Annotated in this window: 11 protein-coding genes; 6 read left to right on the top strand and 5 right to left on the bottom strand. The window is 72.2% G+C overall.

What is annotated here, in order from left to right; genetic code table 11:
- Positions 1 to 22 precede the first annotated feature (22 nt).
- Positions 23 to 1471, bottom strand: a complete 1449-nt coding sequence (gene merA / locus ACH5HR_RS08525; RefSeq protein ID WP_030153508.1) for a mercury(II) reductase — start codon at positions 1469 to 1471, stop codon at positions 23 to 25.
- Positions 1472 to 1549: 78 nt separating this feature from the next.
- Here merA and ACH5HR_RS08520 point away from each other — a divergent pair, with 78 nt between their 5' ends.
- A complete protein-coding gene (locus ACH5HR_RS08520; RefSeq protein ID WP_028708020.1) occupies positions 1550 to 1939 on the top strand; it encodes a heavy metal-responsive transcriptional regulator in 390 nt (129 codons plus the stop codon).
- A gap of 390 nt (positions 1940 to 2329) precedes the next feature.
- Here ACH5HR_RS08520 and ACH5HR_RS08515 read toward each other — a convergent pair whose 3' ends face one another.
- Both ACH5HR_RS08515 and ACH5HR_RS08510 read right to left on the bottom strand, forming a co-directional pair.
- The gene (locus ACH5HR_RS08515; protein ID WP_416477371.1) at positions 2330 to 4339 is read right to left on the bottom strand and encodes an esterase-like activity of phytase family protein; all 2010 of its coding nucleotides are present in this window, start codon (positions 4337 to 4339) and stop codon (positions 2330 to 2332) included.
- 77 nt (positions 4340 to 4416) lie between these two features.
- Positions 4417 to 5646: a multidrug effflux MFS transporter gene (locus tag ACH5HR_RS08510; RefSeq protein WP_402376096.1), complete on the bottom strand. Its 1230-nt coding sequence runs from the start codon at positions 5644 to 5646 to the stop codon at positions 4417 to 4419.
- Positions 5647 to 5754: 108 nt separating this feature from the next.
- Between ACH5HR_RS08510 and ACH5HR_RS08505 the strand changes: the two genes are divergently transcribed.
- From ACH5HR_RS08505 to ACH5HR_RS08490, 4 genes are all read left to right on the top strand, one after another.
- Positions 5755 to 6540 carry an SOS response-associated peptidase gene (locus tag ACH5HR_RS08505; protein WP_416477369.1) on the top strand — a complete coding sequence of 262 codons (786 nt, stop codon included), beginning with the start codon at positions 5755 to 5757 and terminating at the stop codon, positions 6538 to 6540.
- Between the two features lie 177 nt (positions 6541 to 6717).
- Positions 6718 to 6978: a type II toxin-antitoxin system Phd/YefM family antitoxin gene (locus tag ACH5HR_RS08500; protein WP_402376092.1), complete on the top strand. Its 261-nt coding sequence runs from the start codon at positions 6718 to 6720 to the stop codon at positions 6976 to 6978.
- Positions 6975 to 7382, top strand: coding sequence for a type II toxin-antitoxin system VapC family toxin (locus ACH5HR_RS08495; RefSeq protein WP_416477367.1), 408 nt, complete (start codon positions 6975 to 6977; stop codon positions 7380 to 7382). Before ACH5HR_RS08500 ends, ACH5HR_RS08495 begins: the two co-directional genes overlap by 4 nt.
- 72 nt (positions 7383 to 7454) lie before the next feature.
- The gene (locus tag ACH5HR_RS08490; protein WP_416477365.1) at positions 7455 to 8240 is read left to right on the top strand and encodes a crotonase/enoyl-CoA hydratase family protein; all 786 of its coding nucleotides are present in this window, start codon (positions 7455 to 7457) and stop codon (positions 8238 to 8240) included.
- 26 nt (positions 8241 to 8266) lie between these two features.
- Here ACH5HR_RS08490 and ACH5HR_RS08485 read toward each other — a convergent pair whose 3' ends face one another.
- Both ACH5HR_RS08485 and ACH5HR_RS08480 read right to left on the bottom strand, forming a co-directional pair.
- Entirely contained in the window at positions 8267 to 9301 is a 1035-nt protein-coding gene (locus tag ACH5HR_RS08485) for an adenylate/guanylate cyclase domain-containing protein (protein ID WP_402376084.1), read from the bottom strand.
- Positions 9302 to 9348: 47 nt separating this feature from the next.
- A complete protein-coding gene (locus ACH5HR_RS08480; RefSeq protein WP_416477363.1) occupies positions 9349 to 10203 on the bottom strand; it encodes a biotin--[acetyl-CoA-carboxylase] ligase in 855 nt (284 codons plus the stop codon).
- A 130-nt stretch (positions 10204 to 10333) separates the two neighbouring features.
- Here ACH5HR_RS08480 and ACH5HR_RS08475 point away from each other — a divergent pair, with 130 nt between their 5' ends.
- Complete coding sequence (locus tag ACH5HR_RS08475; RefSeq protein WP_402376079.1) at positions 10334 to 11911, top strand: acyl-CoA carboxylase subunit beta; 1578 nt, start codon at positions 10334 to 10336, stop codon at positions 11909 to 11911.
- Positions 11912 to 11913 lie beyond the last annotated feature (2 nt).

Raw genomic sequence — 11913 nt, 5'->3', positions numbered from 1 at the left:
GTATAGGGATCCCTGTGCGGGTTCATGCTGCGCAGCAGGAGAGTTTGGTGATGTCGGTGGTGAAGGTTTGGGCGGTGAGTTTGAGGCCTTCGGCCATGGTCAGGTAGGGGCTCCAGAGGTTGGCGACCTGGTCGGTGGTCATGCCGGCCTCGAGAATGTAGACGCCGGCGGCGGCGAGGTCACCGGCGTCCTGGGCGAGGGCGGTGATGCCGATGATGCGGCCGGTGTCGGCGTCGGTGACGATCTTGATGAGCCCGCGGGTGTCACGGTTGACGATGGCGCGCGGGACGTGCGCCAGGGGCAGGACGCGGCTGTCGCAGCGGATCCCGGCAGTGCGGGCCTGCTGGTCGGTCATTCCGACGGAGGCCAGGGCGGGGCTGGTGAACACGACCCGGGGCAGGTGGCGGTAGTCGACCTCCCGGCCGGCTCCGGTGAGGGCGTTGTCGGCGACCAGGGCGCCGTGGGCCGCGGCGACGTACACGAACTGCGGGTGGGCGGTGACGTCACCCGCGGCCCAGATCCGCGGGTTCGTGGTGCGCAGGTGGCTGTCGATGATGACCTCGCCGCGCTTGCCGGCGCGCACGCCGATGGTGTCGAGGCCGAGCGTGCCGGTGACCGGGCGGCGGCCGGTGGCAACGAGGAGCTCGGCCGCGCGGAGCTCGTGTGAGCCGTCGGCGGTGGTGGCGGTGACCGTGACCTCGCCGGTGGCCGGGTCGCGGCGCACCGCGGTGGGCACCGCGCCGCGGATGATCTCGATGCCTTCGTCGGCGAGGATTTCTTCCAGGGCGGTGGCGGCCTCGGGTTCCTCGTGGGAGGCCAGCCGTGAGCGGACGAGCATGGTGACCTGGGCACCGAGGCGGGAGAAGAGCTGGGCCTGCTCCATGGCGACGTAGCCGCCGCCGATGACCAGCAGCGACTCCGGGACGTGGTCCAGCTCCATCGCGGTCGTCGAGGTCAGATAACCGGCCTCCTGCAGGCCGGGGACCGGCGGCGCCCAGGGCGTGGAGCCGGTAGCGATGAGGTGGTGCGCGGCCCGGACGGTTTCCGCCGTGCCGTCCGGGCCGGTCACGCGGAGTGCCGGCTCAGTCGGTGTGCCGACGAAGGTGGCCTCGCCGGGGTGGAGGGCCCACCCGTACTCGGCGGCCAGGGCCGCGTACTTCTCGCTGCGCAGCGATCCGACGAGCTTGTCCTTGCCGGCGACCATGGCGGGCATGTCGACCGGTGGGGCGTCGGGGAGTGGCAGACCGGGGAACCGGGCGGCGTCGAGTGTGACGTGGCGGGCCTCGGCGGCCGCGAGCAGGGCTTTGGAGGGCACACACCCGGTGTTCACGCAGGTACCGCCGATGGTGCCGCGCTCGATCATCACCACCCGCTTGCCCAGGGTGGTGGCGCGGATCGCGGCCGCGAACGCCGCCCCACCGGACCCGATCACTGCCAGGTCATACGACCTGCCCTTGTCCGTTGCCGTCATGAGTCCTCCCTTGTTGCCGCGCCTCAGGACCAGGATCGACCTTCCAGTGCACTGGAAGGTCAAGGCAGAATGAGTGGCATGCGGATCGGTGAGGTGGCTCAGGCGTCGGGCACGACAGCTAAGACCCTGCGGTACTACGAGGACGTCGGACTCCTCCCCGACCCCGACCGCAGCCCGGCGGGGTACCGGGACTACGGCCCCGAGGTGCTCGACCGGCTGCACTTCATCCGCCGGGGCCAAGCCGCCGGGCTGACCCTGGCCCAGATCGGCCAGGTGCTGGCCATCCGAGACCGGGGCCAGGCCCCCTGCCAGCACGTCACCGACCTGCTCGACACCCGCCTCGCGGTCATCGACCGGCAGCTCGCCGAGCTCGCGCAGCTACGCACCACGATCGCCATCCTGCGCGAGCACGCCACCACCGGCGACCCGGCCACATGCTCCCCCGAGGACGTCTGCCGCTACCTGTGACCCGCGAAGGTCACCGGCCCGTGGCACCATCGCGACATGGCCGATGACACCCAGCAACGATGCTCGTGCTGCGGCCGCCAGCGGCCACGAAGGTCGCTCCACGCACTCGGGAGCGAACCGGCCTACATCTGCCGAAGGTGCGCGCTCTGGGTCGCCCTTCGCATCGCTCGCGACTGAACGACTCCGCCCGCAACGCGGGCACGCCGCCGGCCGCGGCGAACATCGTCGGATGGTGCGCGAAGGAACCAAAGGGCGCGAATGACGACCAATCATCACGCCGCCAGCGCGATCGCGGGCGCCCGTTGCCGCACTCCTCATCCGACGGTCTGAGCTCCACCGCCTGGCAGCGGTCCGAAGCCTGGAGAGGGCATCGGAGCCGGACGGGACCCCCTAACGCTCAGTGGTCCGCCCTCGCAGCGGTTGCGGTCGGTCCAGTTGTCCGTCCCGTAGGAGGAACCCGTTGCGGAGGCGGTGCAGGTCATCGGCGGAAACCCACGCCCGAATGTTCGCAAGACTGTGGCACACGTCGGTCATCTCGTCGAGCTCGCGCAGGTTGCCGGTCTCGAACGACTGCAGGATCACCGGGTCGCGCCGCGAACCGAGGTCGTTCGCCTCCAGCTCGGCCACCAGCGGCTCCTCGAGCGACAGGCCGATCGAGTCGAAGTACGTCGGGTGCTTGGTCTCGGGGTAGACGCCCACCTGCCGGCCGTCGCAGGTCTCGGAGCGACGCGCGAGGTCGAGCACCTCGTCGAGGGTCGGCACCTGGTAGAGACCGTCGAACACGGCGCTCTCCGGGCGCAGGTCGCCGAGCCGCTCGACGGCCCGCAGGGTCCGCAGCTCGGCCAGCGTGAAGTCCTCGGTGAACCAGCCCGTGACGTCCCGGCCGTCGATGGTCCTGGTGGTGCGCCGGTCGGCGAACTCGGGGTGCTCCGCGACGTCCGTGGTGCCTCCGATCTCGTTCTCGTGGCGCGCCACGAGCACCCCGTCCTTCGTTGCCACGACGTCGGGCTCGATGTAGTCCGCGCACTGCAGGATGGCCTGCTCGTAGGCGGCGAGCGTGTGCTCGGGCCGGTACCCGGACGCGCCGCGGTGCCCGACGACGGTGACGCCGTCGTCCCGGGTGCGCTGACGCTGCAGGTCGACGACGACCATCTCCGTGTCGTCCGGGGTGCCCGGCACGCGGGCGTCGTTGCCGGGGTAGTTGTTGTCGTTGCCGATGAGGATCCGGCCGTCGCGCAGGCGCAGAACCGTCTCGAAGGACTGCACCGGCAGCGCGAACCTCTCCCCGAGGCCGTAGCCCTCGCCCGCGTCGATCCCGCGGGGGTTGGCGATCTTGAGCGCGTCCAGCACGAGCTTCTTCGCCACGAAGCCCTCGGCGTCCGTGCGGCGCAGGTCCACCTCGTACACGCGCTTGGTCACCGAGGACGCACCGTCGAAGTTGTCGCGCTCCACGAACCAGAACCTGTCCTTGCCCACGGTGAACGAGTCACCGATCACGTTGCCCGGCAGGTCCGTCTGGTAGCTCCAGGTGCGGCCGGTGTACTCGCCCGAACGGGTGTCGAGCTCGTAGACGACGCGGCGGCGCTCGTCCTCGGCGCCGACCAGCGCGTTCTCGATGACCGGGTACAGGTACCGGCCGTTCTTCGAGGCGCTCATCGCCTCGAAGCCGCTGCTGGCGCGCACGCCGGGCGTCTCACCGTCGCCCAGGTACGGGTTCTGCGGGGACCGCAGCCCGCCGGGCAGCGGGATCGGGGCCTCGAGGAGCGTTCCGCTCGCGTCGAAGTGCAGGACGAACGGTCCGAACTCCTCGCCGACCCAGAACGAACCGTCCTTCGCGCGGACCACCGACTCGATGTCGAAGTCCGCCCCGGTGAGCAGCCGCTCCTCGGTGTCCTCACCGACGATCGGGAAGTCCAGCACGTGGTCGGCGTCGTCGTAGTCGATGCGGTCCAGGATCTCGATGTCGCCCGACCCGGAACGCCGCGTGCCCGTGTCCCAGTCGGGCTCGACCAGGTAGCTGCGCAGCAGGAAGTCGGCGCTGTTGTCCTGCGTGCCGAACCCGTTGTCCGGCTGGGCCCAGAACGTGCCGTCCCCGTTGTCGACCATCGCGGAGAAGCCCGGGATCACCTGACCGTCCCAGGGACCCTGCCGACCGTTCGCGGACGAGGCGTCGGCGCCCGACGGCGGACCCTCGGCGAGGAAGTCGGCGCTGAGGGTCGCTCGACCCTCCAGGACGGGGATCTCGTGGTGGTGCCGACCCGGTCCGGGGCGGTCGCCGGCCGCGGCCGTCCCGGCGGTCGCGGTGCCGGCAGCCGCGAGGGCGACGGTGAGCAGGAACGTCGCGGCGGTGCCGGCCGCGACGGTACGGGCAAGGTGTGCGGACTTCGCTGTTCTGCGCATGGCCACATACCACTGAGCCAGGGCGTCGCCCGGCCCAACCCCGGGTGAAACCTGGAGGGCGACCGGGTGAAGTGCTGCTATGTGAGCTGGACCCAGCCACCGCGCCGGAACGCGGGGGTGGCGATGGCCAGCACGCCGATGGCGCACGTCCAGGCCCCCAGCATCACGGCCGTCATCGCGACGGCGTCGCCGCCGAGCGCCCCGGCCAGCGGCGACACGATGCCCGCGACGCCGGACTGCACGGCGCCGATGACCGCGGCGGCGGTGCCCGCGCGCTCCCCGTGCCGGGACAGCGCGATGGCCGAGGCGTTGGCCGGGATGAGGCCGGTGAACGCGACGGTCACCCAGAGCGCAGCGAGCAGCCCCACCAGCCCGCCGGCTCCGGTGATCGCCACGACCAGGAGCGCCACCGCCGCCACGCCCTGGAGCACCAGCGACGCTCGCAGGATCCTGATCGGCGCCACGCGGCGTACCAGGGCGGCGTTGATCTGCGCCGAGCCGACCAGGCCCACGCCGTTCAGGGCGAACAGCAGGGAGAACTGCGCGTGGCTGAGCCCGTAGACCTCCTGGAACACGAACGGCGAGGTCACGACGTAGCTCATCAGCACGGCCATGCCGAGGCCGGGCAGCAGTGCCAGCGCCATGAAGTGCTTGTCCCGCAGCAGGTGGCGGTAGCCGCCCACGACCGTGCGTGCCCCGCCGGCCCGGCGGCGCGACACCGGGTGCGTCTCGGGCAGGAACTTCCACACGACGAAGCCCATGGTGACGCCGATGATGGCGAGCACCCCGAAGACCCAGCGCCAGGACGCGACGCTCGCGACCAGCGAGCCGAACGTCGGGGCGAGCAGCGGCGCGATGCCGATGATGAGCATGAGGCGCGACAGGATGCGGGCGGCCTCGGAGCCGACGAACCGGTCGCGCACGATCGCCATCGCGGCGACACCGCAGGCGGCGTTGAAGAAGCCCTGCAGCAGGCGCAGCGCGACCAGCATCGTGATATTCGGCGCGAACGCGCACAGCAGCGAGGTGACGACGTGCATCGCCAGCCCCCACATGAGGGGACGGCGTCGGCCGTAGCGGTCCGACAGGGGCCCGATGACGAGTTGCCCGGCCGCACCGCCGACGAGCATGATCGAGACCGACAGCGCGGCGAACGAGGCGCTCGAGCCCAGGTCGGCGGCGACCTCCGGCAGCGACGGCAGGTACATGTCGACCGTGAAGGCCGGGACCGCGGCGAGCGACCCGAGCATGACGACCCAGCGGAACGACGAGCGCGCACGCTGCGGCTGGGTCGGGTTCTCGGGCATGACCGCCATCGTATCGAAACGATTTGAGAAGGGCGACGGGAAGGGTCGGTGAGCCCGCTCACCACCGGGCGACTGACGGTTGTCGGTGGCGTGCGCCACCATGGGCACATGTGCGGCAGGTATGCCTCGTTCACCGACTCCCAGGCGCTGGCCGACGATCTCGCGATCGCCGAGATCGCCGAGGACGCCCGCGTGCTCGGCCCTCGCTGGAACGTCGCCCCGACGGACGACGTCCGGATCGTCGTCGAACGCCCGCGCCGCGAGCGCCTCGCGGACGGCAGCACGACGTCGGGCGAGATCACCCGCTCGCTCCAGGCGGCACGGTGGGGGCTCGTCCCGGGCTGGGCGAAGGACCCGAGCATCGGTGCCCGCATGATCAACGCCCGCTCCGAGACGCTCCTCGACAAGCCGGCGTTCGCCCGGCCGCTCGGCGTCCGCCGCTGCCTCGTCCCGGCGGACGGCTACTACGAGTGGCGCAAGCTCGACCTGCCGACCACCACGAAGAAGGTCCCGAAGCAGGCCTACTGGATCCACCCGGCCGACGGCGGCGTCGCGGCCTTCGCCGGCCTCTACGAGTTCTGGCGCGACCGCAGCCGCGCGGACGACGACCCTGACCGTTGGATGGTCTCGGCCACGATCGTGACCCGGGCCGCCACCGGGGACCTGGAGCGCATCCACGACCGCACCCCCGCGACCCTCCCCCGGTCCGCCTGGGACGCCTGGCTCGACCCGGCCGTCGGCGCCGAGGAGGCCTACGGCCTCCTGGACACGACGGAGACGCCGATGGCCGTCCGGCCGGTCCGGTCGCGCGTCGGCAACGTCCGCAACGACGACCCCGGCCTGCTCGAGCCTGACCCGGAACCGCTGGACCCCGACGTCGTCGGCGCCGCCTGAGCTCGGGTCAATCCTCGAGATCCGCGACCCGCAGCGGGACGACGTCCCCCAGGGACTGGCGGGCGATCTCGATCATGGCCGGGCTGCCACCGAGCGCCGTCGGTGTGCGGAACGCTATCGCTCAGCTCCTCGGGATGGACGGTCAGCAGGTGTGCGCAAAGTGCTACGCTTGCGCACATGACCACGATCGCCAGCCGCGACCTGCGGAACCACACGTCGGAGATCCTGCGACGGGTCGCCGGCGGCGATCACGTCACGGTCACGCAGCACGGCACCCCGGTCGCCGAGATCGGGCCCGTGAGCTCGACCCGCCCGCGCTCGCTCCGGCGTGCCGAGCTCCTCAAGATCCTCGGCACGGTCCAGGCCGATCCGGACCTCCGCCGCGAGCTGGCCGAGCTGGCAGGGGACACGACCGACGACCTCGGTCCCGTCCGGTGACCGCCGGTGAAACGCGAGGACTGCTCGACACGAGCGTCTTCATCGCTTCCGAGTCCGGTCGACGGCTCGACGGCACCGCGCTCCCCGAGGAGTCGTTCGTCTCGGTGATCACGCGGGCAGAGCTCCAGGCCGGAGTCCTGGCGGCCAAGAGCTCGGAGACCCGCGCGCGCAGGCTGACCACCCTCGACGCGATCTCACCGCTGGCGCTGCTGCCGGTCGACGCGGCCGCCGCGTCACACTGGGCCCGCCTCCGCGTGCGGCTCGCCGAGTCGGGACGCCGGATCAACGTCAACGACCTCTGGATCGCCTCGATCGCCCTGGCCAACGACCTGCCCGTCGTCACCCAGGACGACGACTTCTCGCCGCTGGCCGAGCTGGACGCGCTGAGAGTCGTCCGCGTCTGAGCGCGGACCGTCGCCGCTCGCCGGGCTCCCGCACCACGGCCGCCGGGCGCCCGACGCCATAGGGTGACCGCCATGAGCCACGTGACCTGCACCGTGACCGACGGCGTCGCAGACGTCCGTCTCGACCGCCCGGACAAGCTCAACGGCCTGTCGCTGGCCATGGTGCACGACCTCGGTGCCACCGCTCGCCGACTGCGTCGCGACCGCTCGCTGCGTGCCGTCGTCCTCTCCGGTGCGGGGCGGGCCTTCTGCGCCGGGATGGACCTCGGGTCCGCCGCCCGGGACCCGCGCGGCACCGCTCGCGCGTTCGTGCCGACGTGGCGCGGCACGAACCCGCTGCAGGAGGCCTGCTGGGCGTGGCGACGTCTGCCCGTCCCCGTCATCGCGGCCACGCACGGCGCCGTCCTCGGAGCAGGGCTCCAGCTCGCGCTCGCCGCCGACCTGCGCCTCACCACGCCCGACGCACGCTGGTGCGTCATGGAGACCGCGCGGGGGCTGGTGCCGGACATGACGGGGATCCGTTCGCTGACCCAGCTCGTCGGGATCGAGACCGCCAAGCGGCTCACCTTCACCGCCGACGAGGTCAGCGGCACCGAGGCGGTCGCGCTCGGGCTCGCCGGCACGGCGTCGGCCACGCCGTACGACGACGCCCACGACCTCGCCGCCCGGTTCGTCGAGCGCCGCCCCGAGGCGCTCGCGGCGGCGAAGCGACTGTTCGACCGCCGGTGGTCGGCGGGCGACCGGCGCACCTTCGCCGCCGAGCGGCGAGCACAGCTCAGGCTGCTGCCAGGGGCGCTGGGAGCGTTGAAGAACCTGCAGGGCGGGCACGCCGGGAAGACCGCCGACCGGGCGGTATGACCCGCGGTCCCGTCAGGGCACCCTGGTCAGGACGCCGTGAAAGCGCGGTGCAGGCGCACCGGGGTGATCTCGCCGAGGCCCTGGACCTCCTGCGGCGCCTGAGCGGTCAGCGCGTACCTCGACGAGGAGGCCAGGAGCGCCGCCGTCGGCGGGTCCACCAGGACGCTGGCCGGCTCGGCGAGCTCGGTGATGCGTGACGCCAGGTTGACGTCCGGGCCGAACACGTCGCCGAACCGCGACAGTACGCGGCCCCACACGAAACCGACCCGCACGGGGATCTCCTGCTCCGTGGCGTGGGGCGCCGCGAGGCCGAGAGCGCACTCCGCACCGGTGGTGACGTCGTCGGCCACGAACAGCACGGCGTCGCCGATGGTCTTGACGACCCGGCCGCCCGCCTCGGTGATCACGTCGCGGGCGCGGGCCTCGAACTGCTGGACGAACTCCGAGAGCTCCTGCGAGCCCAGGCCGGCGGTCCGCTTGGTGAACGAGACGATGTCGGCGAAGCCGACCGCGCGCCGCAGGGGCAGCTCGTCCGGCACGGGGCGCGCGCCCTGCGATCCCCCGAACTCGGTGGCGAACCTGCCCATGAGCGCCGCGAGCTGACGACGCCACGCGTGCTCGAGCTGACGCGCGAGGATGTCGGCGAACCCCGGGATGCTCTCGAGCGCCGCGAGCCGCGCGCTCACGTCGTCCAGCTCGAACCGACGGCCGAGGTGCTCGACGAACGCCTCGACCTGCCACAGCGCGAGCCGGTCGGCCGTGTGCCCCAGCGAGCGCACGAGGGTCATCTGCGCCTGCTCGTCGAGCTGCCCCTCCTCGATCAGCGCGCCGATCTCCCGCAGGGACTCCATGTCCGCCGCCGTGAACCGCGCCTCGTCCCCCCGCGTGACGGGCAGCCCGAGCCAGCGCCAGTACGACTCGACGAACTCCCGGGACAGGCCCGTGCCCTGCACGAGGTCGTCGAGGGTGTAGGTGCGCGGACCGCCGAGGATGGCCTCGTCGGCGCGGCCGGCGGCGTCGTCGACCGCCGCGGCGCTGTTCTGGGGGGTGTCGCTGGTCACCGGGCCACTGTAGCCAGCGTCACCTGGGAGATTCCTCGACGTCCGGGCTACGGATGCTCCCGCAGATGGTGCACGTCGCCCGCGCTGACCACGCGCTCGCCGCCAGGGGTCGCCAGGACGAGGGCGCCGTCCTCGGCCACCCGGTCCGCGATGCCCACCACGACGTCGTCGCCGCCGGCGAGCTCCGCCCGCACCCGCCTGCCCAGGCTCGCCGACGCCGCCGCGTACTCCTGGGCGAGGTTGGCTCCGGACGCGTCACCCGCCGCCGCCTCCAGGCGTCCGACCGCGTCCGTCAGCTCGTGCGCCAGACCCACCAGCAGCGCGTTCCGGTCGGCCGCGGCACCCGCGAGCGCGAGGGACGTGGCGGTGGGCACCGGCAGCTCGTCGGCCTGCTGCGAGACGTTGGTACCGATGCCCACGACGACGAGAGGCGGCTCGTCGGCCGGTGCCCCGCCGTCGGGCACGACCTCGGCGAGGACTCCCGCGACCTTGCGATAGGCGCCGAGCCCCTCGACGGGCGTGGACGCCTCCAGCAGGACGTCGTTGGGCCACTTCAGCCGGGCCTCGCAACCCAGGACGGCGAGCGTGCGCAGGACGGCGACCCCCGCGGCGAGCGGCACCCAGCCGAGCGCCGCGCGCGGCACCTGCGGACGCAGGAGGAACGACACCGTCAGCGCGGCGTGGGCGGGCGTCCGCCACGTCCGCCCCGCCCGTCCGCGGCCCGCCGTCTGATGCTCGGCCACCAGGGCTGCGGGCACCTGGGCCGACCCCGCCCGAGCCCGGTCGGCCAGGTCGGAGCTGGTCGAGGCCGTGCTCCCCACGACGTCGAGCCGCGCGAGCGGACCGTCGGGACGGCAGAGGGCGTGGCGGAGGGCGTCGACGTCGAGCGGTTCGCGGTTCACCGGTCCATCCTCGCGGGTGCGGCCGGTGCACGCCACGGCGGTCGGGTTGTGCGGTCCCCACAAAGATCCCGGAGGCCTCAAGGTCTGTCGCGCATCGATTCGTCGCTTCCCACCATCTAGGGTCGCTTGCGTGAACACCACTGCCGCCAAGCTCGCCGAGCTCGAGCGCCGCCGCGCCATCGCCGTCGCGGAGCCCGAGGAGAACGCCCGGACCAAGCAGCACGCCCGTGGCAAGAAGACCGCCCGCGAGCGCATCGACGCCCTGCTGGACGAGGGCAGCTTCACCGAGCTCGACGCGTTGGCGACCCACCGCAGCCGCAACTTCGGCATGGACGCCAAGCGGCTGCCGGGCGACGGCGTCGTCGTGGGCCACGGCACGATCGACGGCCGCCAGGTGTGCGTGTTCTCCCAGGACTTCACCGTGTTCGGCGGTTCGCTGGGCGAGGTGCACGGCGAGAAGATCGCCAAGGTGCAGGACCTGGCGCTGCGCACCGGGGTGCCGATCATCGGCATCTCCGACGGCGGTGGCGCACGGATCCAGGAGGGTGTCGCGGCGCTGACCCAGTTCGCCGAGATGTTCCGGCGCAACGTCGCGGCGTCGGGCGTGGTGCCGCAGATCTCCCTGATCCTCGGGCCGAGCGCCGGCGGCGCCGTCTACTCCCCCGCCCTGACGGACTTCATCGTCATGGCGGACAAGACCTCGAACATGTTCATCACGGGCCCGGACGTCATCAAGACGGTCACGGGCGAGGACGTGGACTTCGAGACGCTCGGCGGCGGGCGCACCCACAACGCCACCTCCGGCGTCGCGCACTACCTCGGCGAGGACGAGGACGACGCCATCGACTACGTGCGCCACCTGGTCGGCTACCTGCCGCAGAACAACCTCTCGGACGCCCCGACGTTCCCGCCCGAGGAGGAGAGCGAGCTCGAGGTCACCGACTCGGACGCCACCCTCGACGAGATCGTCCCGGACAGCGACAACCAGCCGTACGACATGCGCTCCGTCGTCGAGACGGTGCTCGACCCGGACTCGTTCCTCGAGGTGCAGCCGCTGTTCGCGCCCAACGTGCTGATCGGCTTCGGGCACGTCGAGGGCCAGAGCGTGGGCATCGTCGCCAACCAGCCGCTGTCCATGGCGGGCACGCTCGACATCGACGCGGCGGAGAAGGCCGCACGGTTCGTGCGCACCTGCGACGCCTTCAACGTGCCCGTCCTGACGTTCGTGGACGTGCCCGGGTTCCTGCCCGGCGTCGGCCAGGAGCACAGCGGCATCATCCGCCGCGGGGCCAAGCTCATCTACGCGTACGCCGAGGCCACGGTGCCGCTGGTCACGGTGATCACCCGCAAGGCCTACGGCGGCGCGTACATCGTCATGGGTTCCAAGCAGCTCGGCGCGGACGTCAACCTCGCCTGGCCGACGGCGCAGGTCGCCGTGATGGGCGCGTCCGGCGCGGTGAACATCCTGCAGCGGCGCGCGCTCAAGCAGGTCGCCGACGACGGCGGGGACGTCGAGGCGGAGCGTCAGCGGCTCACCGACGAGTACACCGAGCGGATCGTCAACCCGTGGGACGCGGCCGAGCGCGGCTACGTCGACGCGGTGATCCGCCCGTCCGAGACCCGCGTGCAGGTCGTGCGGTCGCTGCGCGCGCTGCGCACCAAGCGTGCGAGCCTGCCGCCCAAGAAGCACGGCAACATCCCGCTGTGAGG

The organism is Isoptericola maris (genome assembly GCF_048065335.1).
Classification (GTDB): Bacteria; Actinomycetota; Actinomycetes; order Actinomycetales; family Cellulomonadaceae; genus Isoptericola; species Isoptericola rhizosphaerae.
This window is presented reverse-complemented; position numbering and strand designations above follow the sequence as displayed.

Excerpts from the sequence above, each read along its gene's own strand:
- ACH5HR_RS08520 (WP_028708020.1), top strand. The coding sequence starts at position 1,550 with ATGCGGATCGGTGAGGTGGCTCAGGCGTCGGGCACGACAGCTAAGACC.
- ACH5HR_RS08510 (WP_402376096.1), bottom strand. The coding sequence starts at position 5,646 with ATGCCCGAGAACCCGACCCAGCCGCAGCGTGCGCGCTCGTCGTTCCGC.
- ACH5HR_RS08515 (WP_416477371.1), bottom strand. The coding sequence starts at position 4,339 with ATGCGCAGAACAGCGAAGTCCGCACACCTTGCCCGTACCGTCGCGGCC.
- ACH5HR_RS08500 (WP_402376092.1), top strand. The coding sequence starts at position 6,718 with ATGACCACGATCGCCAGCCGCGACCTGCGGAACCACACGTCGGAGATC.
- ACH5HR_RS08505 (WP_416477369.1), top strand. The coding sequence starts at position 5,755 with ATGTGCGGCAGGTATGCCTCGTTCACCGACTCCCAGGCGCTGGCCGAC.
- merA (WP_030153508.1), bottom strand. The coding sequence starts at position 1,471 with ATGACGGCAACGGACAAGGGCAGGTCGTATGACCTGGCAGTGATCGGG.
- ACH5HR_RS08490 (WP_416477365.1), top strand. The coding sequence starts at position 7,455 with ATGAGCCACGTGACCTGCACCGTGACCGACGGCGTCGCAGACGTCCGT.